Annotated in this window: 23 protein-coding genes and 3 tRNA genes; 18 read left to right on the top strand and 8 right to left on the bottom strand. The window is 63.8% G+C overall.

Annotated features, from left to right (window positions below; genetic code table 11):
• Window position 1 precedes the first annotated feature (1 nt).
• Genes DOM36_RS01160 through DOM36_RS01135 form a run of 6 tightly spaced genes read right to left on the bottom strand, consistent with a single transcriptional unit; the run spans window position 2 to window position 6758 of the window.
• Entirely contained in the window at window positions 2–1174 is a 1173-nt protein-coding gene (locus DOM36_RS01160) for a sialidase family protein (RefSeq protein WP_110640721.1), read from the bottom strand.
• Between the two features lie 28 nt (window positions 1175–1202).
• Window positions 1203–2105 carry an NAD(P)-dependent oxidoreductase gene (locus tag DOM36_RS01155; protein ID WP_110640719.1) on the bottom strand — a complete coding sequence of 301 codons (903 nt, stop codon included), beginning with the start codon at window positions 2103–2105 and terminating at the stop codon, window positions 1203–1205.
• Window positions 2106–2148: 43 nt separating this feature from the next.
• Entirely contained in the window at window positions 2149–3159 is a 1011-nt protein-coding gene (gene pdxA / locus DOM36_RS01150) for a 4-hydroxythreonine-4-phosphate dehydrogenase PdxA (protein ID WP_110640717.1), read from the bottom strand.
• A complete protein-coding gene (locus DOM36_RS01145; protein WP_110640715.1) occupies window positions 3156–4487 on the bottom strand; it encodes a four-carbon acid sugar kinase family protein in 1332 nt (443 codons plus the stop codon). Before DOM36_RS01145 ends, pdxA begins: the two co-directional genes overlap by 4 nt.
• The gene (dapA, locus tag DOM36_RS01140; protein WP_110640713.1) at window positions 4474–5364 is read right to left on the bottom strand and encodes a 4-hydroxy-tetrahydrodipicolinate synthase; all 891 of its coding nucleotides are present in this window, start codon (window positions 5362–5364) and stop codon (window positions 4474–4476) included. The genes DOM36_RS01145 and dapA overlap by 14 nt, the downstream gene beginning before the upstream one ends.
• Window positions 5365–5387: 23 nt before the next feature.
• Window positions 5388–6758 (bottom strand): Nramp family divalent metal transporter, encoded by a 1371-nt coding sequence (locus DOM36_RS01135; protein ID WP_157958520.1) that lies wholly within the window; start codon window positions 6756–6758, stop codon window positions 5388–5390.
• Between the two features lie 234 nt (window positions 6759–6992).
• Here DOM36_RS01135 and DOM36_RS01130 point away from each other — a divergent pair, with 234 nt between their 5' ends.
• The 12 genes from DOM36_RS01130 (at window position 6993) to DOM36_RS01070 (ending at window position 16418) form a co-directional block, all read left to right on the top strand.
• Window positions 6993–7664, top strand: coding sequence for an SDR family oxidoreductase (locus DOM36_RS01130; protein ID WP_198651156.1), 672 nt, complete (start codon window positions 6993–6995; stop codon window positions 7662–7664).
• A gap of 35 nt (window positions 7665–7699) precedes the next feature.
• Window positions 7700–9637, top strand: a complete 1938-nt coding sequence (locus DOM36_RS01125; protein WP_110640711.1) for a DEAD/DEAH box helicase — start codon at window positions 7700–7702, stop codon at window positions 9635–9637.
• A 181-nt stretch (window positions 9638–9818) separates the two neighbouring features.
• Complete coding sequence (gene pqqB, locus DOM36_RS01115; RefSeq protein ID WP_232823687.1) at window positions 9819–10754, top strand: pyrroloquinoline quinone biosynthesis protein PqqB; 936 nt, start codon at window positions 9819–9821, stop codon at window positions 10752–10754.
• Window positions 10748–11635, top strand: a complete 888-nt coding sequence (gene pqqC / locus DOM36_RS01110; protein ID WP_232823686.1) for a pyrroloquinoline-quinone synthase PqqC — start codon at window positions 10748–10750, stop codon at window positions 11633–11635. Before pqqB ends, pqqC begins: the two co-directional genes overlap by 7 nt.
• Window positions 11632–11952, top strand: a complete 321-nt coding sequence (gene pqqD, locus DOM36_RS01105; protein ID WP_110640709.1) for a pyrroloquinoline quinone biosynthesis peptide chaperone PqqD — start codon at window positions 11632–11634, stop codon at window positions 11950–11952. Before pqqC ends, pqqD begins: the two co-directional genes overlap by 4 nt.
• A complete protein-coding gene (gene pqqE, locus DOM36_RS01100) occupies window positions 11949–13073 on the top strand; it encodes a pyrroloquinoline quinone biosynthesis protein PqqE (RefSeq protein WP_110640707.1) in 1125 nt (374 codons plus the stop codon). Before pqqD ends, pqqE begins: the two co-directional genes overlap by 4 nt.
• Before the next feature lie 191 nt (window positions 13074–13264).
• Complete coding sequence (locus DOM36_RS01095; RefSeq protein WP_232823697.1) at window positions 13265–14140, top strand: ScpA family protein; 876 nt, start codon at window positions 13265–13267, stop codon at window positions 14138–14140.
• A complete protein-coding gene (gene scpB / locus DOM36_RS01090) occupies window positions 14137–15042 on the top strand; it encodes an SMC-Scp complex subunit ScpB (protein WP_110640702.1) in 906 nt (301 codons plus the stop codon). The genes DOM36_RS01095 and scpB overlap by 4 nt, the downstream gene beginning before the upstream one ends.
• 79 nt (window positions 15043–15121) lie before the next feature.
• A complete protein-coding gene (gene rluB, locus DOM36_RS01085; protein WP_110640701.1) occupies window positions 15122–15988 on the top strand; it encodes a 23S rRNA pseudouridine(2605) synthase RluB in 867 nt (288 codons plus the stop codon).
• Window positions 15989–16075: 87 nt separating this feature from the next.
• Window positions 16076–16151 (top strand) — tRNA-Lys (locus DOM36_RS01080).
• Between the two features lie 56 nt (window positions 16152–16207).
• Window positions 16208–16283: transfer RNA gene (locus tag DOM36_RS01075), tRNA-Lys, on the top strand.
• Window positions 16284–16342: 59 nt separating this feature from the next.
• Window positions 16343–16418 (top strand) — tRNA-Lys (locus DOM36_RS01070).
• Window positions 16419–16599: 181 nt separating this feature from the next.
• Here the strand turns inward: DOM36_RS01070 and DOM36_RS01065 are convergent.
• The gene (locus tag DOM36_RS01065; RefSeq protein ID WP_075568397.1) at window positions 16600–17535 is read right to left on the bottom strand and encodes a LysR family transcriptional regulator; all 936 of its coding nucleotides are present in this window, start codon (window positions 17533–17535) and stop codon (window positions 16600–16602) included.
• Between the two features lie 182 nt (window positions 17536–17717).
• On the opposite strand from DOM36_RS01065, the gene DOM36_RS01060 reads away from it, so the two are divergent.
• The 4 genes from DOM36_RS01060 to DOM36_RS01045 are packed head-to-tail and all read left to right on the top strand — an operon-like array spanning window position 17718 to window position 21500.
• Window positions 17718–18257 carry a hypothetical protein gene (locus DOM36_RS01060; RefSeq protein WP_110640699.1) on the top strand — a complete coding sequence of 180 codons (540 nt, stop codon included), beginning with the start codon at window positions 17718–17720 and terminating at the stop codon, window positions 18255–18257.
• Window positions 18254–19168 carry an AEC family transporter gene (locus DOM36_RS01055; protein ID WP_110640697.1) on the top strand — a complete coding sequence of 305 codons (915 nt, stop codon included), beginning with the start codon at window positions 18254–18256 and terminating at the stop codon, window positions 19166–19168. Before DOM36_RS01060 ends, DOM36_RS01055 begins: the two co-directional genes overlap by 4 nt.
• Window positions 19165–20910: a ubiquinone-dependent pyruvate dehydrogenase gene (gene poxB, locus DOM36_RS01050; RefSeq protein ID WP_110640695.1), complete on the top strand. Its 1746-nt coding sequence runs from the start codon at window positions 19165–19167 to the stop codon at window positions 20908–20910. The genes DOM36_RS01055 and poxB overlap by 4 nt, the downstream gene beginning before the upstream one ends.
• Window positions 20907–21500, top strand: coding sequence for an FUSC family protein (locus DOM36_RS01045; RefSeq protein ID WP_110640693.1), 594 nt, complete (start codon window positions 20907–20909; stop codon window positions 21498–21500). The genes poxB and DOM36_RS01045 overlap by 4 nt, the downstream gene beginning before the upstream one ends.
• Before the next feature lie 106 nt (window positions 21501–21606).
• Here the strand turns inward: DOM36_RS01045 and DOM36_RS01040 are convergent, their stop codons facing one another.
• A complete protein-coding gene (locus DOM36_RS01040) occupies window positions 21607–23070 on the bottom strand; it encodes a M48 family metalloprotease (protein WP_075568392.1) in 1464 nt (487 codons plus the stop codon).
• A 248-nt stretch (window positions 23071–23318) separates the two neighbouring features.
• On the opposite strand from DOM36_RS01040, the gene DOM36_RS01035 reads away from it, so the two are divergent.
• The gene (locus DOM36_RS01035) at window positions 23319–23570 is read left to right on the top strand and encodes a sulfurtransferase TusA family protein (protein ID WP_075568391.1); all 252 of its coding nucleotides are present in this window, start codon (window positions 23319–23321) and stop codon (window positions 23568–23570) included.
• Window positions 23567–24640 carry an AI-2E family transporter gene (locus DOM36_RS01030; protein ID WP_110640691.1) on the top strand — a complete coding sequence of 358 codons (1074 nt, stop codon included), beginning with the start codon at window positions 23567–23569 and terminating at the stop codon, window positions 24638–24640. Before DOM36_RS01035 ends, DOM36_RS01030 begins: the two co-directional genes overlap by 4 nt.
• Window positions 24641–24677: the final 37 nt, after the last annotated feature.

Genomic DNA, 24677 nt, shown 5'->3' with positions numbered 1-24677 from the left:
TTCAACCCTCGATCCAGTCCAGCGTGACTCGACTGTACTGAATGCACTGCCGAAATCGCGTAAAGGCAATGTGCAAGGCGTTGTCGGCACTCTGGACGATCGATGGATAGGAATATTCCCGGTTTGCCCGCGTCGCCGAGTCATTGGTCATGCAGTAGCCGTCGCCGACTTCCAGGTCCCGGCGTCGTGTCCAGGTTTTGCCGCCATCCCGTGAAAAAGCCAGGCTCATTGGCGCGCGAGGTACGCCCCAGAACGCGCTCTTGCCATGGATCGCATCCTGGTCTCTTAGCTCACCGTGAGATTCGCTATCTTCGATATCGTCGTAGAGTGACGTTCTCCTCTCCGAGACGCCGTCGGCATTGATATGGTTGTAAACCATGGCCAGCGTGCCGTTTGCCAACCGAATGCTCTGGATCGATGAGTTGTTGTTGGGAAGCGCCGTTTTTTCCGGAGCGCTCCAATGGCGACCGTCGTGGGAACGGCTGAGGTAGATATTGTCCGCCCAGCGGCTTCGGTAGAAGGCCACGAGTTCGCCGGCCTCGAGTTCGATCACGTTCATATGGACGCAACCGACGCTGTCGGGCACCTCATGCTCCTCCCAACGGCGACCACGGTCGCTGGAAACCAGCACGGCACTGATGTCATCGTTGCCGACCCAGCGTTCACCCGGCTGCGTTCGACAATAGAAGACCGGGCATATCCAGTCACCGTTATCGAGGATCACCGGCGGATGACGAACGAAAGTGCCGGGGCGATCGAACAGCGTCTCGACCGGCCCCCAGCTTTTTCCTTCATCGACAGAGATGCGTCGACGCACGATCGAAGTGTTCTGGTGCCCCGATAGCTGGGCGGTGTAGAGCAGCCAGAGCTCGCCATCGCCGGCGTCGAACAGAATCGGGTTCTGCTCGGACCGCGTGTCGTCATCGGACAGCTTGACCGGCTCGCTCCAGCGCTCGCCATCGGTCGGCAGACGCGAGAGATAGATCGAAATGTCCGGGATGCCTTCCTGAGTCCCGCCGAACCACACGCAGAGCAGCTCGCCCGAGGGGAGAACGTGAAGATTGGCAGCGTGATTCTGGACGCAGGGGGAGGGCAGCAGTGCATTCAGTCGTGCCGAATCCCCCAAGGCGGGGCGCAGCTCGCCATCAAAAGTGACTTCACTTACGGTCGTCATGGTCGCTCCTTGGCATCGAGTGGAAAGATCAAGCCAGTGACAGGTGATGGCGGGATGCGACGATATCCGACAGTTCGGGCACGAATTTTTCACCGTCGCCCTGGGATTCGGCGCTGGCATAGAGATCGCGGACCGCCTTGGCGACACCGGCCTCCACGTTCATCGCCTCGGCCAGCGAGGCCAGATAGCGCGTGTCCTTGTGGGCATTGGTCAAGGTAAAGCGGTGGGCGTCACGATCGCGCTCGAGGACGTACTGGAAAAAGGTGCGGTAGAAACCGCTGTCCATGCGCGATCCCCGGATAACGCTATCGAACGTCTGCGGCGTGATGCCAGCCTTGGCACCGATGGTGAGGGCTTCTGCAAAGATCGCGCCATAGCCCATGGCAAGGAAATTGTTGAGCAGTTTCATGGTATGGCCGGCGCCGACCGGGCCGACGTGGATAATCTTCGACGTCCAGGTCTCGAGAACCGGCCTTACGCGTTCCAGCACGCCATCATCCGCGCCCACGATCGCCTGTAGTTCGCCGGCCGTGGCCTGGGTCGGCGTGCCGCCGAGCGGCGCGTCGATCAAGTCGAACCCCTCCGCTGCCAGCGATTCGGCGAGCCTGCGCGTGACCGTCGGCTCCGAAGTCGAACAGTCGATGATGACGAGCGCATCACGACCCGCCCGTTTGGCGCCGGCGCGGATACCCGCTTCCCCTTCGATCAGCGCCTCTACCTGGGGTGCGCCGGTCACGCAAAGGAAGACGATGTCACAATCGGCGCCAAGCTGAGCGGCGTCTCTCGCCTCGGTGGCCCCTTTGGCGACCAGGTCGTCGATGGGTTGACGGTTACGGTGCGCCAGAACTTCGAGAGGATAGCCACCTTTCAGGATATTGCCGGCGATGCCGGCTCCCATGAGTCCCAGTCCTGCAAAACCGATGGTCGGCATGTCTGTCTCCTATGTGCTCGATAAGATTTGTCGTGTTTACGGCTCACGCCGCCTTCGGCTTCCGGCGGCTCGCCAGTTCGACCGCCTGACGCAGCGCCTCGATCAGGCTGCGTTCGTCGGCGATACCCTTGCCGGCGATGTCGAAGGCGGTGCCGTGATCGACCGAGGTACGTACCACCGGCAGGCCGACGGTGACGTTGACGCCGGCTTCCAGGCCCATCACCTTGACCGGGCCATGGCCCTGGTCGTGATACATCGCCACCACGCAGTCGAAGTCTCCGCGGCCGGCACGGAAGAACAGCGTGTCGGCGGGCAGAGGGCCTTCGACGTTCCAGCCGCGCTCGCGCAACGCCTTGATCGCCGGGACGATCTTTTCCTCCTCTTCGCCATAACCGAACAGACCGTTCTCGCCGGCGTGCGGATTGATACCGCAGACCGCGATGCGCGGATCGTGCTGTCCGGCACGCGCCAGCGTTTCGTGGGCACGTTCGATCGTGCGAGTCACCAGGCCGGGCTCGATGCGTGCGATGGCGTCGATGATGCCGATATGGGTGGTGACGTGTATCACCTTCATTTTCGGTGTCACCAGCATCATCGAGACCTCATCGGTGCCGGTGAGGTGGGCCAGGAGTTCGGTATGGCCGGGAAACAGATGGCCGCCGGCGTGCAGCGCTTCCTTGTTGAGCGGGGCGGTGCAGATCGCATTCAACTCGCCGGACTCGATCAGCTCCACGGTCCGGGCGATGTACTGGTAGGCGGCATCGCCGGCGACGCTGGAGACGGCACCCCAGGGGAGATCGTCCGGAATGAGGCCGAGATCGATACACTCCAGCGTGCCGCGTTCGAAGCGCGCTTCACTGGGGGATTCGACGGTGTGTAGCTCGAGCTTCGAACCGACGATGGCCATTGCCTTGCGCAGGCGTCCGGCGTCACCGATGACCAGCGGGCAGCAGATATCGTGAACCGCGTCGTGGGCGAGCGCGCGGACGATGACTTCGGGGCCGATGCCGGCGGCATCGCCCATGGTGATACCAATGACGGGACGTTCGCTCATGACAGTGTCCTTGGGTTGGGCGAATGTGTGGGCGAAGGTGTGGACGAAGAAGCAGTAGCGATGGGCCTGTCGTTCCAGACCCGTTGAAAGGCGTGGGTATCGCCGAAACCGCCGGCCTTGGTCACGACCTCCAGTTGGCGCTGCCCAAGCTGGCAGCGCAGCCGTGCCATACCGGTATCGGGGGCGTCCAGCAGCACGAGTTCGGTGATGTCGGCGGCGATCAGCAGCGCCCTGGCGGTAGCGCCGCCCGTGGCAATCAGGCGATCGACAGTGCCCAGGTGGGGAGCCAACAGCCTGCCCAGCGCGAGGCTGAGCTGGGGCCCTTCGGCGGCATCGCGATCCTCGCTCTGGCGCAGGCGTACCATCACGTCCCGCCCCTCGGCGAGCGACCCGGCGACACGCCGATTCAGTGCCGCCACGGCGCTCTGCGGGGCCGACGGACGCAGCGTGGCGGCTTCGATCTCGATGACCTCCAGCCCCTTGGCATGGCCGACAAGCGCATCGGCCTGGGCATGAGAGATACCGCTCATGCTGCCGATGACGATCAGCGTCGGACGCGTACGCGTACGCGGCGCCGGTTGACCGGTCACGCTTCCGACGAGTTTCAGCGCCTCGGGAAGCCTCTCGCCAAGACCGGCGGAACCGACCCAGAAGACATTTTCCAGCCTGGCGCTGAGCGCCGCGAGACGGCGGAGGTCGCTGTCCGTCTCGGCATCGCAGACCACGGCCTGGACGCCCAGCCGCTGCTGCTCGCGTAGTGTGGCGACGACATCCTCCTCGCGGCCGTTGAGCGCGACGAGATCGAGATGGCCGGTGCGCAGCGCCGTCCCCCGAAGCATCGCCACCAGATCGGCCTGGCCGGTAATGCCTTCGTTGGTCCAGACCTCCGTCTCTTCCACCGGCCGGCCATGGAGCCATTGACGACCGTCACGCGTGGTGCGACCGGTGGCCGGATAGGCGGGGGCGACGATCGCCATGCCGGCAACGTCCACCAGGCTCGCGATCTCGGCGGCGACGTTGCCGCGCAGGGTCGAATCCACTTTCTTGTAGAGATAGTGGTGGCGGCCACGCCAGGCCGCTAGTGCCTTGCGGTGACGGTCGGCGGCCTCGCCGGGCGTGCGGCCGCGAGAATCCATGTCGATGGCCACGGCCTCGGTGCCGACGATGTCCTCGGCGTCCAGGGCCACGGTCGTCTCCAGCCCCGCCCGGGCACAGCCAATGGCCGAGTCCGCGGTGCCGGTCAGGTCATCGGCGAGGATCAGCAGGCGCGTTGGTATCGTCTCGACGCCGGTGGACTCGTCATTCGGTGCGGGCTCAGCGTTCGACACGGTCGTAGACCTTGATGGCCTGCTTGAGCTTCTCCAGCGCTTCCGGCTCCAGTGCCTGCACCGGTGATCGGGCCGGGCCGGCCGGCATGCCGAGAAGACCGGCGGCCATCTTCAGCACGCTCGGCATGGTGCCCAGCGCAAAGGCGTTGCGCAGGGGGCGGAGCTTCTCCTGAGCTTCGCGAGCGGTCTCGAAATCGCCGGCCTGCCAGGCGTTCCAGATCGTCATCACGACATCGGGCACGGCATTGGTGGTCGCGGCAACGGCACCGTCGCCGCCGGCCATCAGCGTCCACAGGATCATCGAGTCGGTGCCGGTGAAGACGGCGAAGTCGTCGCGGCGCAGGCGGATTAGCTGCACCAGGCGGTCAAAGTCGCCGCCGCTATCCTTGATCGCGCGGATATTGGGTATTTCAGAGAGCGTCGCCACGCTGGGTATGGTCAGCGTCACGCCCGCCTTGGCCGGAATGGTGTAGAGCAGGATCGGCAGGTCGGTGGCCTCGGCGATGCGCTCGTAATGGGTGATCAGCTCGGCCTGGGTGGCGCCGTTGAAATAGGGCGTGATGATCGACAGGCCATCGACGCCGACCTCTTCCATCCGGCGGTTGAGTGCGATCACGCCACGCGTGGTATAGCCACCGGTGCCGGCGAAGACCGGTACGCGCCCCGCGGCCTGGTCCTTGACGATCGAGGCGACGCGCACTTTTTCATCATCGGTGAGCGAAAAGAATTCACCGTTGGTGCCCAATGCGAAGAGCCCGTGGACGCCCTTGTTGATCAGGGTCTCGGTCAAATCACGCAGACCTGGCTCGTCGATCTCCTCGTGCTCGTCCAGCGGGGTGATCATGGCAGGCACGATGCCCTGGAATTCGTTGCTCATGAAATTTCCTCGTTGTTTCCCAATCAGCTCAACTGGCCAATTGCCTTGATGAGATTGTCGACGATGGCGTAAAGCGACCACAGGCCGATCAACGACAGCACCATCAGAATCAGCGTCTGCCACCAGCGGTTGACGTGCTCGTCCAGCATGAACCGACGCGAGCTGGTCATGCGTAGCACGCCATAGAGAATCGGCGGCAACAGAATCGCCGTGATCACGCTGGTGCCGAAGACACTCAGATAGACCAGGTTGGGTGCCTGCGGCATGCAGATGAACAGCGGCACGACGATGAAGGCAGCGATCAGCACGCGGTTGTACCAGGGATCGTCCACGGGCTTGGCAAAGGACTTGCCGCGTTTGGTCGCCAGATGCAGGCCGTTGAACATCAGGTTGGCGAAACCGCGAGCGTTGGCCGGGAAGCTGGAGAACGCCGCCAGGAACAGGCTAATCCACAGCAGCGGCGGGCCGAGCGGGCCGACGGCCATTTCCATCATGGTCGCCAGGTCGTTCTCGTTGGAGACGGTCATGCCGGTACCGCGGATGGTTTCCGCTGCGACGATCCAGAACAGGACATTGATGATCAGCAGCGGCAACATGCCCGCCAGCAGGTCGAACTGCTGTAGACGACGATACCGGGGGCCGTTCCAGCCGCGTTCATCCATGAAGTAAGGGTAGAGCAGATTGAGTGCCGAGCCACCGATGGTGCCGATCGTCGCGACGGCGATGAAAATGGCGTCGAAGGGACCGTTGTTGGCCGGGATCGAGAAGGTCAGCCCCTTGACCATTTCCACCAGATCGATATGCCCGGTCGCGGCGATCGCGCCGATGAAGGTCACGATGATGACCACCGATGCGATTCGTGCCGTCCACTCCAGCCACTGGTAGGCGTTACTTCTCGACAGCATCACGATGGTCAGTACCACGACGATGGCGCCACCGATGAAGTAACCCCAGGTAGTCGTCCCGATACCACCGCCAAGATGGTAGAGCGCGACCGCGCAGGCGCGTAGGAAACTCATCTGGATGATGATGGCGTAGAAGAAAATCGCCACCCCGAAGAACATCGGGAATCCTCGCCAGACGCGTTGAAAGCCTTGCAGGACCGACGTGTCGCCAAAGCGGTTCTCGAGCTTGTACTTGGCGATGGCCGAGATCATGCAGTAGCGCGCAAAGAGCGCGACGACCAGTGTCCACATCAGGGCATAGCCGTAGTTGGCGCCCGATACGGTGGAACTGACCAGATCCCCGGTGCCCAGAAAAGCCATGGCCAGGACAAGTCCAGGGCCGATGCAGCGAATGTATTCGCCTGCCGTGCGAGGTAGCAGGGGCTCGGAACTGCCTTCGGCTTGCGGCGCGGGCGGAATCGCCTGTGCGGTGACTGAGCGTTGTGACATGAATGCCGCCTCCAGCATCTGATTGATTCGATCTTTTTGGTGGCGACAAATCTGATCAATTCGATCTTTTTTCGCAAGAAAGACAAGCTTATACCAAGGTCTAGCTGTTAGCCATTTTGTCTATAATTTTATGTTTTTAAATGAAAAATAAAAGATAGTGCTTTGGTCTAACGGCTTCGGCATGGTGATCGAGTATGATTGATTCTTCCATTTTTGCCGAGGTGTTTGACCGACATGCGCATTCTGATCTCCGGCTGCAGTTCAGGTATTGGCTTGGCAACGACCCGTCGACTGCTCCATCAAGGCCATGAGTTGATCGGCATCAGTCGGCGGCCGCCACCCATCGAGACCGCTGGATTTCGATGGTGCCCGGCGGATCTGCTGGATTCCGATGATGGGATGGCGTGGCTGGTCGAGGATCTGGCCATCGAAGCCCTGGTCCATGCTGCCGGCTTCATGCATACGGCCTATCTGGGGGCGCTGAATCCAGCACAAGCGCAGACGATGTGGCGGCTGCACGTGGAGGCGCCCTCGCGCCTGGTCGACAGGCTGATGGCACAGCGACACCCGCTGTCGAGGATCATCCTCGTGGGCAGCCGAACACAGCAGGGCGCGAGGGGGAAAAGCGCTTACTCGGCATCCAAGGCGGCGCAACAGGGGCTGGTGCGCTCATGGGCGATGGAGTTGGTGGGCCAAGGCGTGACGGTCAATCTGGTGGCCCCGGGGCCGACGGACACGCCGATGCTCAATGATCCGGCTCGAACTGGCGTGCCGCCTCAAGCGCCGCCAATGGGGCATTTCATTGCGCCTGACGAGATTGCCGCCGCTATCGAGTTCCTGATCTCCCGTGACGCGCGCTCGATCACGGGGCAGACGTTGACCGTGTGTGCGGGGGCGTCGCTGTAAGCATCGGGGTGGATGGACGTATATAATCTGCCGCCATGGTCAACGACGCCCCCTTCTCCCACGCTCCCCAGTTGCGGCCCTACCAGACGCAAGCCGTCGATAACGTCATCGCGCACTTTCGTGGCAGCGACGACCCGGCCGTGGTCGTGTTGCCGACCGGGAGCGGTAAATCTCTGGTCATCGCCGAGCTGGCGCGGCGTGCCCGTGGCCGGGTACTGGTGCTGGCCCACGTGCGCGAACTGGTCGAGCAGAACCATGCCAAGTACCTGGCCTATGGGTTGGAGGCGGATATCTTCAGCGCCGGCCTGGGCCGCAAGGAGAGCGGTCGCCAGGTGGTGTTCGGTTCGGTGCAGTCGGTGGTCAACGGTCTGGACGATTTCGCCACCGGCGAGTTCACGCTGCTGGTGATCGACGAGTGCCACCGGGTCACGTTCACTCGAGAGGGCGGTTCGGAGCGCCATGCGGCAGCGTCGGGAAAAGCGGGTCAGCGGACCGTCTCCACCTACGAAAAGGTGATCGCGCGACTGCGCCAGGCGCGGCCCAACCTCAAGGTGCTGGGACTGACGGCAACGCCGTATCGGCTTGGCGAGGGCTTTCTCTATCACCGCCACTACCACGGCATGGTGAAAGGGCCGGAGGCGGCGTTCTTTCGCGATTGCGTGTTCGAGCAGCCGCTGCGCGTGATGGTGCGCCAGGGCTACCTCGCCGAACCCCGGCGCATCGACGGGGCCATGGCCTTCTACGACTTCTCGCGCTTGACCCCACAGCGCAACGGCCAGTTTGCCGAGCGCGATCTCAACGGCGTGGTTCGAGGCAATCGTGCCACGCCGCAGATCATTCACGACGTGATCGAACGTGCCCGGGACCGAGAGGGGGTGATGATCTTCGCGGCGACGGTGGCTCACGCCGAGGAGGTGCTGGGGCTGTTGCCTTCAGGGGAAAGCGCGCTGGTGACCGGGGCGACGCCGGGGCCGGAGCGGGAGCGCCTGATCACGACGTTCAAGGCCCGCGAGCTCAAGTATCTGGTCAACGTGGCGGTATTGACGACCGGTTTCGATGCGCCCCACGTGGATGTGATCGCCATTCTGCGCCCGACGGAATCGGTGGGGCTCTATCAGCAGATCGTGGGGCGCGGCCTGCGGCTCTCGCCAGGCAAGCGCGACTGCCTGATTCTCGACTACGCCGGCAACCCCTGGGAGCTCTACGCGCCGGAGATTGCCCAGGCGCGCCCGGACGGCGAAAGCGAACCGGTGCAGGTCGAGTGCCCCGAATGCGGCTTCGCCAATACCTTTTGGGGCAAGCGCGACGGCGACTTCGTGATCGAACATCACGGTCGGCGCTGTCAAGGTATCGTCTATCGCGGCCAAAGCCACGCGCAAAGCGAAAGGTCAAACCCGACGGGTGAGCCTGATGCCGGCGCTGGGTCGGGCGCCGATGAAAGCAAGGGCGCGGCCTCGGGCGCTATAAAAAGTCAATGTACCTTCCGCTTTCGCTTCAAGGTGTGCGAGCAGTGCGGGGGCGAGAACGATATCGCCGCACGCGCCTGCGGCCACTGCGGCGAGCACCTGGTCGATCCGGACGACAAGCTGCGCGATGCGCTCAAGCTGCGTCACGCCAAGGTCCTGCGGGTCAGTGGCATGCAGCTCGAGGCGACCACCAACGGGCGCGGGGTGCCGCGGCTCAAGGTGACCTACCATGATGAAGACGGCGAGACGCTGGATGAATGGTTCGGGCTCGACACGCCCGCTCAGCAGCATGTCTTTGCACGCGTCTTTCTACGCCAGCATCTGCGCGCTCCGGGCAGCGGCTGGCGGCCAGGCTCGGCCGAGGAGGCGGCTGCCGAAGCGGCGCGTCTGCGCGCGCCGGACTTCGTCATCGGCCGCAAGACCGGGCGTCACTGGCGGGTCGACGAGAAGCTGTTCGACTATGTCGGGCGTTATCGCACGGCGGACACGGCAGGCGCCGAAGGGTAGAATCGTTTTCTTGCTAATAAAAGCATTGGGCCAATCGCGCCCTTTGACTAGAATGAAGTGCCGCTCGTTCGAGCGCTCACCCCAAACCGAAGATCAAGGAGCTCCCCATGAGCTGGACGACCCCGGAAGTGAAGGAAATCTGCGTCGGCATGGAAATCAACGACTACATGCCCGCTGAATTTTGAGCCAACAGCAAGACACGCGCGGCGGCGCTGCTCTGCAGCTGCGCGTACTGGGGGCGGCCGCCGGTGGCGGTTCGCCTCAGTGGAACTGCCGCTGCGAGGTGTGCCGCCTGGTCTGGGAAGGCGATCCGCGCGTGACGCCGCGAACCCAATCCTCGATTGCCGTCAGTGTCGACGGCGAAAACTGGGCGCTGATCAACTGCGCGCCCGATATTCTCAAACAGATTCAACAGACGCCGGCATTGCATCCGCGCGAGGGCCGACGGCACACGCCGATCGCCAGCGTGCTGCTGACCAATGCCGACGTCGATCATATTGGCGGGCTGCTCAATCTCCGCGAAAGCTCGCCGTTTCGGCTGCTGGCGACGCCGATGATCCAGGATGTGCTGCGTGGCAGCCCGATCTTCGATGTACTGAACCCCGATCATGTCAGTCGTGAATCGATCGCCCTGGACCAACCCTTCACGCTGCTCGACGGCCTGCAGGCTCGGCTGTTCGCGGTGCCGGGCAAGACCGCGCTCTTTCTGGAGGGCGACCGGGTCGAGATCGGTGTCGAAGGCGAGAGTACCGTCGGCGTCGAACTGATCGGCGGCGACAAGCGCGCCTACTATATCCCCGGCTGCGCCGCGATGACGCCGACACTCGCTGCGCGTCTCGAAGGTGCCGACCTGCTGCTGTTCGACGGCACCCTGTGGCGCGACGACGAAATGGTACGCGCGGGCGTCGGCCACAAGACGGGCCAGCGCATGGGCCACATGTCGATGTCCGGCGCCGAGGGCAGCATCGCGGCGCTGGCCGAGCTCTCGCTGGGCAGGCGTGTCTTCGTCCATATCAACAACACCAATCCGGTGTTGATCGCGGATTCTCCCGAGCGTCAGGCGGCCGAACGCGCCGGCTGGGACATCGCCCATGACGGCATGGAGCTCTCTTGCTGAATTTCGAAAACCATCCCGATCTCGTCGAACCGCTGAGCATCGAAGCGCTGGAAGCGCGCCTGCGCGAGGTCGGCGAGACCCGCTACCATCATCGTCATCCGTTCCAGTTGATGCTCCAGAACGGTGAGCTCGACAAGCGTCAGGTCCAGGCCTGGGCGCTCAACCGCTACTATTATCAGGCGATGATTCCGATCAAGGATGCTTCCTTGATGGCCAGGCTCGACGATCCTGACCTGCGCCGAACCTGGCGTTCGCGACTGGTCGATCACGACGGTGAAGTGGCGGGCGAGGGCGGCATCGAGCGCTGGCTCAAGCTGACCGACGGCCTCGGCCTGTCGCGTGAGCTGGTCGTCTCGACTCGCGGCATCCTCCCGGCGACGCGTTTTGCCGTCGAAGCCTATACCCACTTCGTGCGCGATCGGACGCTGCTGGAGGCGATCGCCTCGTCGCTGACCGAGCTGTTCTCGCCGATGGTGATCGGCCAGCGCGTGCGCGGCATGCTCGAACACTACGACTTCGTCTCCCGCGAGACGCTCTCCTACTTCGAGCCGCGCCTGACCCAGGCGCCGCGCGACGCCGAGATGGCGCTCGACTACGTCAAACGCCATGCCAAGCGCGCCGACCAGCAGCAGGCGGTGATCGATGCGCTGCGCTTCAAGTGCAGCGTGCTGTGGGCGATGCTCGATGCGCTGCAACACGCCTATGTCGGTTCCGGCTCGAATGCAGCGGGTCTGGTGCCGCCGGGCGCCTGGGGCAGTGGCATCGAAGGGCAGGAGATCGAAGGTGACGGCCTGGGTGGCTACGTGAGTGGCTACGTGAGTGGCTACGTGAGTGGCCACCTGAGTGACGGCCTGAATGACCACGGGAGGCATGCCCGATGAGTGCCGATACCGATAGCAATGGCGACACCGGCGGCGTGCCCGGTCTTCACGAATCCGACGTGGTGAAGATCCCGCGCGGCGTTCGGCTGCGCGAGGACAAGGCCCGCGGTGGCTGGGTGCTGCTGGCGCCGGAACGCGTGTTCCAGCTCGATCCCATCGCCCAGCAGGTGCTCACCCGCGTCGATGGCGAGCGTGATGTCGCCGCCATCGTCGATGATCTTGCGCAGACGTTCGCCGCGCCGCGGGATCGCATACTCGTCGACGTGGGGGCGATGCTCGCCGATCTGATCACCAAGAACGTCCTGGAAGTGGCATGAATACTCAGCCGGAAGCGCGACAGTCGCCCTCGATGCAGCCACCCCCCATCGGCATGTTGGCGGAACTGACCCACCGCTGCCCACTGCAGTGCCCGTACTGCTCCAATCCGGTCGAATTGACCCGCAAGCGCGAAGAGCTCGATACCGGGACCTGGCAGCGGGTCTTTGCCGAGGCGGCCGAGCTTGGCGTACTGCAGGTGCATCTTTCCGGTGGCGAGCCGGCACTGCGCCAGGATCTGGAAGCGCTGGTGGCGAGCTGTGCCGAGCACGGCCTCTACTCCAACCTGATCACCGCCGGCGTCAATATCAGCCGGGCGCGGCTCGAAGCGTTGGCGGATGCCGGGCTCGATCACGTGCAGCTCTCGGTGCAGGGCGCGACTGCCGAGGTCAACGATCATATCGCCAATCTCCCCGGGGCCTTCGACAAGAAGCTGGCCTTTGCGGCGGAAGTGACCGACGTCGGGCTGCCGTTGACGCTCAACAGCGTGATCCATCGCGTCAACCTGCATCAGATTCCCGATCTGGTCGAACTGGCACTGGCGCTGGGCGCGCGGCGTCTCGAGATCGCTCACGCGCAGTACTACGGCTGGGCGCTTCAGAACCGTGGCGCGCTGATGCCGCCGCGTGAACAGGTAATGGAGGCGCTCGATCTGGTGGAGGCGGCCCGCGAGCGCCTCAAGGGCAAGTTGGTGATCGACGCCGTGGTGCCGGATTACTACGCGCGGCTGCCCAAGCCGTGCATGAACGGCTGGGGCCGCCAGTCGCTCAACGTCACGCCCGCGGGCAAGGTGCTGCCTTGCCACGCCGCCGAGACGATCCCCGGACTCGAGTTCTGGAACGTGGGCGAGCACGCCCTGGGCGATATCTGGCAGCACAGCCCCGCGTTCAACGCCTATCGCGGCACCGACTGGATGCCCGACGCCTGCCAGGGCTGCGAGCGCCGCGAGATCGACTGGGGCGGCTGTCGCTGCCAGGCCCTGATGTTGACCGGCGACGCCACCCAGATGGACCCGGTCTGCGAGCTTTCGCCCTATCACGAAGAGATCCAGACGCTGGCGATCATCGATTCGAGTCGAGACGATGAATTTACCTATCGCCGATTTGCGCGCCAGCCTGCCTAAGACGATCTTGCCTGACAACGCCGCCGAAAAGAGCGATCGCCTCCTCCCGATAGGCCACGCTGCCAACGCTTGATAGACTGGACATCCTTTCATTCAGCAGCGGCTTTTCATCGCGCGACAAAGAGGGAGGCGGCGTGAGCGTTATCGAATCCGAACGACCCGATGCCGCCGAGGCGTCGCCTGCCGGTCAGCTGCCGCTGGAGTTCGTGGCGCGGGTCAATGGCGAAGGGCTGACCGAGCTGCCGCAGGATCTCTACATTCCGCCAGAAGCGCTCAAGGTCTTTCTCGAGACCTTCGAAGGGCCGCTCGACCTGCTGCTCTATCTGATCCGCCGCCAGAATCTCGATATCCTGGCCATCAATGTCGCCGCGATCACCCATCAGTACGTCGAGTACGTGGATCTGATGCAGGCGATGGAGATCGATCTCGCCGGCGAGTATCTGGTGATGGCCGCGATGCTCGCCGAGATCAAGTCGCGCACGCTGCTGCCGCGTCCGCCCAAGGGCGATGAAGAGGATGAAGAGCACGATCCGCGTGCCGAGCTGATCCGTCGCCTGCAGGCGTACGAGCAGCTCAAGCTTTCCGCCGAGGAGCTCGATGCGCTGCCGCGCATGGGACGCGACTGGCACCCGGCCCAGGCGGCGCTGCCGCAGCTCGAACCGCGCGTGGTGCATCCGGATGTCTCGCTGGGCGATCTGCTGGGCGCGCTGGGCGGCATGCTCAAGCGGGCCGATCTGCGTCAGTCGCACCGGATCAGTCGTGAAGTACTCTCGACCCGCGAGCGAATGCTCGCGATCATGGCCCGGCTGAACGCGGATCATTACACTCCGTTCGAGGCGCTGTTCGCGCTTTCCGAGGGGCGTGCCGGGGTCATCGTGACCTTCATGGCGATTCTCGAATTAGCGCGTGAGTCGATGATCGAAATCGTGCAGAATGCGCCGCTCTCGCCGATTCACCTGCGGGCGCGGCTGGCGCTGGAAGCGGGCATCGTCGACGAGACCGAAGGCGCTCCCGGCGAAGCAGAGGGTGTCTTCGAGACCGGCAGCGACGACGAGGCGAAGGCATGAACCGCCTGACCGACCCCTACGTGACCCCCATGCTGGACGACATTCTCGAAGCGGTGCTGCTGGCCGCCGGCGAGCCGGTATCGCTGGAGCGACTCGAGACGCTGTTCGACGAGGGGCTTTTCGAGTCAGCGCAGCCGCCCTCGCGAGCGGCGCTTCGCGAGTCGCTCAACAAGCTTTCGGATCGGCTGACAGCCGGCGGGGCGCTGGAGCTCAACGAATCGGCATCGGGCTATCAGTTGCGTATCCGGCAGCGCTATTCACCCTGGGTGTCGCGGCTGTGGGACGAAAAACCGCAGCGCTATTCCCGGGCGCTGCTCGAGACGCTGGCGCTGATCGCCTATCGCCAGCCGGTCACTCGCGGGGATATCGAAGAGGTGCGCGGGGTGGCGGTCAGCAGCTCGATCATGCGCACGCTGGTGGAGCGCGGCTGGATTCGCGTCGTCGGTCATCGCGACGTGCCGGGGCGGCCGGCGGTCTATGCGACCACGCGGGCCTTCCTCGATGATCTGGGGCTGAAGACGCTGGATTCGCTACCGCCGATGCATGAGCTCAAGACGTTCGAAACGTTCGAAACCGGCATGGCCGAGCCGTTTCCCGAGGTGTCCGATGGCAGCGATGCATCGGATGCCGGGCCCTCCGATGACGAGACGATCGGGGGCGACCTCAGTGCGGGTATCGAGGGCGGCGCGGATATCGATGACGGATCGAATGATACGGAAAATATATCGGCAACGTCGGAAGGTTCCGACAATGACGAACACGCCGAGATGGCGTCCCCCGGCGAGTCGCCGAGTTTTGCCGAGCTCGAAGCGCGACTGGCCGAACGTGCCCGACAGCGTCAGGCCGAGGAAGCGGAGTCGAACTCCGCCCCGGCGGATGGCAAGTCGGACACGGACACATGAGCGTCACCACGACCGATCGGGTTGCCCTTTGGCAGGCGATCACCGGTGGCTTCTCGAGCCGATGAGGCAATGAAACATCATGACGGACATCAACACCGAAAAGCTGCAGAAAGTGCTCGCGCGTGCCGGCTATGGCTCGCGGCGGGAAATGGAAACGGCGATCAGCGCCGGCCGGATCAAGGTCAACGGTCAGGTCGCCAAGCTGGGTGACCGGGTCGGCTCGCGTGATCGCGTGGCACTCGACGATCGGCCGATCAACCTGCGGGCGGTCGAGGAAGTCCCGCGCCGGGTCATCATGTACAACAAGCCGGAAGGCGAGCTGTGCACGCGCAAGGATCCGGAGGGGCGGCGAACCGTGTTCGAGCGGTTGCCGCGACTGAAAGGCGAGCGCTGGATCGCGATCGGCCGGCTGGATATCAATACCAGCGGGCTGCTGCTGTTCACGACCGACGGCGAACTGGCCAACCGGTTGATGCATCCCTCCCACCAGATCGAGCGCGAATACGCGGTACGCGTGATGGGCGAGGTCAAGCGCGAGCACGTGGTCGCCATGGTCGAGGGCGTGATGCTCGAGGATGGCCCGGCGCGTTTTTCCGACGTGCAGGAGTTCGGTGGTGAAGGCATCAATACCTGGTTCCACGTCGTGATCCTGGAAGGGCGCAACCGTGAGGTTCGCCGGCTGTGGGAGTCCCAGGGGCTGACGGTGAGTCGGTTGAAGCGCGTGCGCTATGGCAACATCTTCCTCGACAAGCGAGCCAAGGCCGGCGAGTGGACCGAGATGACCCAGGACGAGATCGACGAGCTGTCGACCCTGGCCGGCCTCGAACCGCGCAAGGTGCCGGAGCTGACCCCTGACGAGAAAAATCGCTGGAGCCGCGACAAGAACAAGCGTCGTCCGGTGACGGCGATGAAGAAACCGCGTCGTCCGCGACGCGAAGACTCCTGATTCCGGTGTCGTGACAGCCGCCTCGGGGCGGGAAAAAACGCTTGCCTGCTCCGATGGTTATGAGTAATATGTGCGCCCAGTCGGAAGGGGTCGTTAGCTCAGTTGGTAGAGCAGTTGGCTTTTAACCAATTGGTCGTAGGTTCGAATCCTACACGACCCACCACTCTCCGACGGGTCGATGCTTTTGGCGCCGATTAGCGCCATGGATCAACAGCGCATGGGTCGTTAGCTCAGTTGGTAGAGCAGTTGGCTTTTAACCAATTGGTCGTAGGTTCGAATCCTACACGACCCACCATCGATCAATCCCTCGCCTTTATGGCACTGATTCGGCATTTCTCGCCGGTCGCACGTTCTGGGTCGTTAGCTCAGTTGGTAGAGCAGTTGGCTTTTAACCAATTGGTCGTAGGTTCGAATCCTACACGACCCACCAGACCCGCCGATTCCACGCCACAGCGCGATTTTACGCGCAATCGTGACGCTAACACCGCCGATTACCGTACCTTCTGATAGGTGCGCCATTTGGAACAATGACAGGTAGGCGCGGCAATCCCGACAATGGATGACGCTGTTCTATTTGGCGACTCTTCATCCGCCGTGCCAATGGCTCGCCTCTATCCCGCCGTCTTGACGTCCGGTTCCGCCAGCAAGGCGGCCTCGGCCATGACGGTCTGGCGAAAGCGTTGGGCGAGCACACTCTGCTCTCGGTCACGGGTGGCGATGGCGAACGCGGCAACGGGTTGCGGCCCCACGAGTCTTACCAGCTTCAGGGCACCGGTTTGAACCCCCCGCATCGAGGCCGGGACGAAAGTGACCCCCGCACCTCCGGCCGCCAGCATCATCGCCGATGCCTTTTGAGGGGCATGGTGGACGATCCGGGGAGAAAAGCCGGCATCCGCACAAGCGCCAAGGATCGCATCATAGATGGCGGGAGCCAGGCTGCGCTCGAACATCACCACATCTTCGTTGGCGAAATCGGCCAGAGAGACCTGCTCCAACTTCGCCAGGCGGTGCGTATGCGGGACGACGGCGACAATCGGTTCATCGACGATATGCTCGACGCGCAGTCGGTCGCGAACGGGCGCGGGCGGCCGGATGAAGGCGACCTGCACCTTTCCGTCTGCCACGCGGTCGCACAGTGGCACTGTGTCGCGTTCCTCGAACAGCAGATCGACGTCAGGGGCCTCTTCACGAAAGGCCCGAATGGCCCTTGGTAACAGCGGATGTAGCGTTGCGCCTGGCGTGAACCCAATTGACAGCGCCCCTTTGCGTCCCTTGGCTGCGCTCTGCACACGGGCGGGGATCGCGGCCGCTGCGGTTAGAAGAGGTTCGGCAAGCGCGCGAAGCTCTTGTCCGGCATCGGTGAGTTCGACCGTTCGCGCATGGCGGATAAACAGTCGCTGACCCAATTGCGCCTCCAGCGCCATGATCTGTTGGCTGAGAGGCGGTTGCGCCATGCCGAGATGCTCCGCCGCGCGTTTGAAGCTCGATGCTTCCGCAACAGCGACGAAATAGCGAAGCCGACGGAGATCGAGCTGCGGTTTAGTCATTGTTTTCTTCCCGGATCACGACGGCTCTTTCCGGCGTGACTGCCACATGAGACGTCTTTGGGTTTCGGTTTTCTGATTTCGATATTCATATCATATCAAAAAACCTTAAAAGTCATATCGGAATTTATCTTACGATAGGACTTTCATATGCATTGTCATGTGCAGATCAAGGTGGTTTCAGAATGGCAAACGCATCGAGAATAAAATCCTCCCCTGCTGACATTTCAGGGGTAGCCCTGCTGAACGATCCACATCTCAACAAGGGCACCGCCTTTACCGCCACCGAACGGGAACGATACGGCCTCGTCGGTCTGCTTCCCGATACGGTCGAAACGCTGGACCGGCAGGTCGAGCGCGTGCAGACCCATCTTGCGGCCAAGGACAGCGACCTCGAACGCTATATCTATCTGATCGAGCTCCTCTATCGCAACGAGACGCTGTTCTACAAGATGGTGATGGCGGACCCGATGCGCTTCCTGCCGATCCTCTACGATCCGACCGTCGGCGAGGTATGCCTGAAGTTCGGACACATCTACCGCCGGGCACGCGGAATGTATGTGTCGCTGACCCACAAGGGCCGCGTCGCCGAGGTGCTCCGCGCCTGGCCGGTCGAGGACGTACGCTTCATCTGCGCGGCGACGGTCGAGCGTCCGGCGGATGTCCGGGCATGGATCGAGGGGATGCTCTACACGCCGGCCTACGCGGAGCTCGGGACGGCATGATCGGCACGATCGTCTCGGCTTTGGCGCCGATCGCGCTGGTGACGGCGCTCGGCTGGTTCGCCGGGCGCTGGAAGGTGCTGCCCGACAACGCCGCCGCGGTGCTGGCGGGTTTCGTCGTCACCTTCGCGCTACCGCTGTCGCTATTTCTGGCGGCCGTGGCAGCCAAGCCGTCGGAGATCCTGAACCCACCCTACCTCGCCGCGCTCGCAGCGGGGCTCGTCGGCAGTTACGCGATCGGGCTGCTGCTCGCTCGCTTCGCGTTCCAACGAACCGTGCCGGAGGCCTCCGTCCAGGCCATCGCGGCGTCCTTTCCCAACATGGCCTATTGCGGCCCCCCCGTCCTGATCGCGGCGATCGGACCGTCCGCGGTGCTGGCGGTGGTGATGGGCAATCTCATCGTGACGCTGATCCTCATTCCCCTGACGCTGGTTCTGCTCGGCGGCAGCAGCGGCATCGCGCGCGCGATCCGCTCGGCGGTGCTGCAGCCGCTTGTGCTGCTGCCGGTCTTCGGCGCGGTGCTTGCCGTTGCCGGTGTCCGCCTGCCCGACCTGCTGACATCCTCGGTCGACGAGATCGGCAGGGCGGCGGGCGGCGCCGCGCTCTTCACGCTTGGCCTGATCCTGTCCCGGATCACGCCCCGGATCGACCGCGACGTCCTCGTCAATGTCAGCCTCAAGAACATCGTTCAGCCCGCCCTGATCCTTGGGACGGGGATGGCGGTGGGCCTGTCGGGGGACCAGCTCGCCCAGGTCTTCCTGATCGGCGTGCTGCCGGCGGCGACCGCAGTGCCGACGCTTGCCCTGGCGCATCAAACCTATGCGGACGAGGCTGCGGCCAGCGTGATGGCCAGCGCCCTCTTCGCCATCCTTTCCATCAGCGGCGGCATCGCCATCGTAGGAGTTCTCTCATGACCTTATTCGGAAAAACAGAAACGCTGTCGGTTGCCGACCTCATCACCCAGACTCTTGCCGATATCGGTGTCGAGCGGATCTGGGGCGTTACCGGCGACAGCCTGAACGCGATCAACGACTCGTTGCGGCGGCTGGGCAGCATCGAGTGGATGCATGTGCGCAACGAGGAAACGGGCGCCTTCGCCGCTGGCGCGGAGGCATCGGCGACGGGCAAGCTTGCGGTCTGCGCCGGCAGTTGCGGGCCGGGTCATCTCCACCTGATCAACGGGCTTTACGACTGCCAGCGCAATCACGTCCCCGTGCTCGCCATCGCCGCGCACATTCCTTCGTCCGAGATCGGCCTTGGCTATTTCCAGGAGACGCGGCCGACCGAGCTGTTCCGCGAATGCAGCCATTTCTGCGAGATGGTGCAGGACCCGGCGCAACTGCCCGAACTGCTTCATCGCGCGATCCGCACCGCGATCGGGCAGCGCGGCGTCGCGGTGCTGGTCATTCCCGGCGACGTGTCGATGAAGGACGCGCCCGCCCATGCGCGTGCCGAAATGCCGCCGCTGTTCGCGCCGCGCATTGTTCCCAATGCCGACGAGATCGGGACGCTCGCGGAAACGCTGAACGCCTCGAAGGCTGTGACGTTGCTCTGCGGGTCGGGAGTCGCGGGCTCTCATGCCGAGGTGGTAGCGCTCGCCGACGCGCTCGGCGCCCCCATCGTCCACGCTTTCCGAGGCAAGGAACATATCGAGTGGGACAACCCGTTCGACGTCGGCATGACCGGGCTGATCGGCTTTTCGTCGGGCTATCACGCGATGATGGAGTGCGACACGCTACTGATGCTGGGGACCGATTTTCCCTATCGCAACTTCTATCCCGAGAAGGCAACGATCGTGCAGATCGATCGCGATCCGTCGGCGCTGGGCCGCCGCGCGCAGCTCCACCAAGGCATTGTCGGCGATGTGTCCGAAGCGGCGACAATGCTTCGGCCGCTCATTGCGGGTGGTCGCGACCGGACGTTCCTTGACAAGGCGCTGAGGCATTACCGCAAGGCGCGCGAGGGCCTCGATGACCTCGCCGCCCCGCGCGAGGGCGACAAGCCGCTGCATCCGCAGTATGTGGCCAGGATGGTGAACGACCTTGCGACCGACGACGCGATCTTCACCGCCGATGTCGGGACGCCCTCGGTCTGGGCAGCCCGCTACCTGACGATGAACGGTAAGCGCCGGCTGATCGGATCGTTCAACCACGGCTCGATGGCCAACGCGATGCCGCAGGCGCTGGGCGCGCAGGCGGCCTATCCCGGGCGGCAGGTGGTGTCGCTGTCGGGCGACGGCGGGCTGACGATGATGATGGGGGATCTCCTGACCGCGATCCAGATGCAGCTTCCGATCAAGATCGTCGTCTTCAACAACGGCACGCTCGGTTTCGTCGAGCTGGAGCAGAAGGCGTCCGGTTATCTCGACACCAACGTATCGCTCAAGAACCCCGATTTCGGCACGATCGCGCGCGAGATGGGCTTTTTTGGCCAGCGCGTGACGCGCTCGGATCGATTGGAAACCGTGTTGCGCGAGGCGTTCGCGCATGACGGCCCGGCGCTGGTCGATGTCGTCACCGATGGCATGGAACTGGTGATGCCGCCGAAGATCAAGGCGCAGCAGGTGGCGGGGTTCAGCCTCTATTCGACCCGTGCGATCATGAACGGGCGCGGCGACGAACTGGTCGAACTCGCACGGACCAATCTCCTGCGATGATCGCTTCGCTCGGCCCGCGCAACCTGGCGAGGATTCGCTCGGCCCTGTTGGTGGCGCGCTGCACCGCGGCGGCGATCCTGTCCTATGCCGTCGCGGATGCGCTCGGGCTGGGGCACCCGGTCTGGGCGGTCGTCTCCGCCCTGATCGTGTCGCAGGAAACCGCTCGCGAAACGCGGCGCTCGTTCCTGTGGCGGGCGGCGGGAACGTTGATCGGGACGGGCGCGGCGCTGCCGGCAGCGGTGCTGCTGATGCCCGATCCGGCGCATCCCCTGACCGCTACCGGCGCCGCCGTGGCGATCTGCGCCGCCATCGCCCGACGCTGGCCGCGCATGCGCGTCTGCCTGTGGACCGCGCCGCTGGTGATCCTGACCGCCACCACCGACCATAGTATTTTATACACTGCCGCCCAACGCAGCGGCGAGGTCTTGCTGGGCGGCATGGTCGGCGCGGCGATTCACCTGCTGCTCGATTATGCAGTTATCAGGCGTCTGGCGCAGAATTGGAATGACCGCGATGACGCGACGCCCATGCTTCCCGCGTCAGAACCCGCGCAACCCGAAGTGCCTGCTTCGGGCAGAGGGCGCCATTAGAGTGCTTTAGCGTAGAGGTAGTGCCCATCATCGTCGGGCGGGGCCCACCATTCGATTCATGTTCCGCTTTTTACCCCCCATTCTTCACCCCGAACGGCTTGCCGCGCTAAAAGTTGCGCATCGTTTCGCGATAGCCCAGGAAATCCTTGTGTCGCTGTTCGATACGGCTGGCCATGGCGTAGTCACCGTTCTGCTTGGCGACTTTCTCGGCGGAGTCGATCTGACGGATGGCGGTATCGATCCGGCCCTCGAGCTGGAGCTGTTCGGCGCGCGCCAGCTGCCCCCAGGCGTCGCGGCCGGTGCGGCCGGCGGCTTCGGATAGCAACCCGAACACGCCGGGATCTTCCGGATACTGCTCACTCATGTCGCGCAGCACGTCGAATGCCTGGGCCGGAGACGTCTGCACCAGGGCTTCCGCCTGTACCCACTGCGCCGGATAGTATCGGGGAGAGAGTCGCAGGAGGTGCTGTGCCCGGGTCAGCGCGTCCTGGCGGCGGCCGGCGTCGTAGGCGACCTCGGCGGCGGTGGCGGGGATCATCGAAAGATCGGGATACGCCTCGGCGAGTTCGTCGAGCGTCTTCAGTGCCGCGTCCGGCCGCGACTGTCGTGCGTCGATCAGTGCCTGCAGGTAGCGGACGGCGGCCTGGGGCGGGTCGTCCTGTTCCAGCGTCGTCATTGCCTGGCTCGGATTGTCCTGATTGAGCATCACCAGCGCGCGACCACGGATCATGGCGTAGGTCGGGTCGTCACGGTGTGGGGGAGAGGGCAGCTGGTCGGCACGAGCCTGGGTATCGCTGATCCGCGATTCGGTGACCGGGTGCGTCAGCAGGAACTCCGGCGGGTTGCCGCCCTGAAGCGCGGCCAGCTTCTGCAAGGTGCGAAACATCTCCGGCATGGCCTGGGGATCATATCCGGCCTTGGACATGGCGCTGAGACCGACGCGATCGGCCTCCTGCTCGAAGCGTCGTGAGTAGGCCAGCTGATCCTGAATGAATGCTGCCTGTGAGCCCATCATGGCGGCAATGCCGGCACCACCGCCGCCGCCCGCGGCAAAAATCATCCCCGCCAGCATCGCTGCCATGGTCGGCAGTTGCGTCTCCTCGACCCGCTCCATGCGCCGGGCATAATGGCGTTGGGCCAGGTGGCCCAGCTCGTGAGCCAGTACCGAGGCGAACTCGTCTTCATTGGGGGCGGTGGTGAACAGGCCGGCATTGACGCCGACCACGCCACCGGGCACCGCAAACGCATTCAACAGGCGGCTGTCGATCAGCGTCACCACGAGCCGTTCGTTGACCCCGCTGTAGGGCACCAGCTTGGCCAGCATCGAGCGGACGTAGGTCTGGGTTATCGGGTCCTGCCAGGGATCGGTCTGCGCCCGAAACTGGCGCAACCAGGCCCGCCCCAGACGATACTCGTCGTTGGTGGTGACGGCGGCACTGGTACTGCCGAGATCCGGAAGCTGATAGCCTTGCTGAGCCTGAGCCAACGGGATCGAACCGGCCAGGCCGGCCGATAGCAGCGAGACGGCCAGCAGCTGGCGTTTGAATGATGTCAGTCGTTGATTGGTCATGCTGACGATCTCGATCCCCATTAAGGCAAAGACGCTAGTGGAATGGCGATAGTGTACTGGCAGACACGAGGCTTTCAGAGCCACGTTCGGTGGTCATGGTCTGAGGTATCATGACTTCGACCACCGTGTGGTGAAGACGTTGCCTGGGCGCTGTTCGAAAAGCCAGGGTGCGATGTCATCGGCCCCGTGGCAGGCTAACGAACTTTAGATTCCTCTTTCAATTCACGTTCATCAACCTGGGATGCGCCATGTCTCGAACGCCCGATTGCCGACTGGATACGTCCGGATTGAGCTGCCCGCTTCCGCTGCTCAAGGCCAAGCAGGCGCTGGCCGACATGGAAGGCGGGCAACTGCTCGAGGTCACTGCCACCGATGCCGGCTCGTGGCGGGATTTCGAAAGCTTCGTCGAGCATAGCCAGCATACGCTGGTCGAACGTGAGGCGTCGGAGGGCGTCTACCGCTACTGGCTGCGCAAGGCCGATGGAGCCGCACGAGCATGAGTTTGAAGGGCATTCTGCGTCACTGGTTCGAACGTTATCTTTCCGACGAGGAGGCCATCGTCCTGCTGGCACTGCTGGTGGGCGGCTTTGCCATCGTCATCTGGCTCGGTGGCGCTTTGGCACCGTTTTTCACCGCCCTGGTCGTGGCCTTTTTGCTGCAGGGCGTGGTGGCTTGGCTTGAGCGCCGCGGTCTGCCACGGCTGCTGGCGGTCGGGCTGGTCTTTCTGCTGTTCGTGGGGGCGGTGCTGGCGCTGGCGCTGATCGTGATGCCGCTGGTCTGGAACCAGCTGGTCGAGCTGGTCCAGGAAGCGCCCAGCATGTTCGCCAGCAGCCAGCGTTGGCTGGGCGAGATGCAGGCGAAATACCCCACCATCGTCACGCCGGACCAGATCCAGGGCTGGATCGCCACCGCGGGCCACCAGGCCTCCCAGATCGGCCAGCGGGCGTTGACTTTCTCGCTGGCGTCGCTGGGCAACCTGATGGCGGTGATCATCTATCTGGTGCTGGTGCCGATCCTGGTTTTCTTCATGCTCAAGGATCGCGAGCGGCTGGTCGACTTCATGCTGTCGATGCTGCCGGGCAAACGCACCCTGATGACACGTATCTGGCAGGAGATGGACGATCAGATCGCCAACTACGTTCGCGGCAAGACCATCGAGATCATCATCGTCGGTAGCGTTGCCTTCATCGTCTTCTGGGCGTTCGGTTTGCCCTACGCGGCACTGCTGGGGCTGATGGTTGGGCTGTCGGTGCTGGTCCCCTATATCGGCGCGGCGGTGGCCACGCTGCCGGTGGCGGCGGTGGCCGTTTTCCACTTCGGCATCAGCGATCAGTTTCTTTACGTGCTGGTGGCCTATGCCATTCTGCAGGCGCTCGACGGCAATGTGCTGGTGCCGATCCTGTTTTCGGAAGCGGTCAACCTGCACCCCGTCTCGATCATCCTGGCGGTGCTGTTCTTCGGCGGCCTGTGGGGGTTCTGGGGCGTGTTCTTCGCCATTCCGCTGGCGACCTTGATCAAGGCGCTGGTCCAGGCCTGGCCGCGAGGCGAGTCGGGCCAGGTCGAGGTGTGACGCGTGGGTGAAGCCGCGCAGGAACGGGATAAGTCAC

The organism is Salinicola sp. CPA57 (assembly GCF_003206035.1).
Lineage (GTDB): Bacteria > Pseudomonadota > Gammaproteobacteria > Pseudomonadales > Halomonadaceae > Salinicola > Salinicola socius.
The sequence above is the reverse complement of the archived record's forward strand: the minus strand, read 5'-3'. Positions and strand labels throughout refer to the sequence as shown.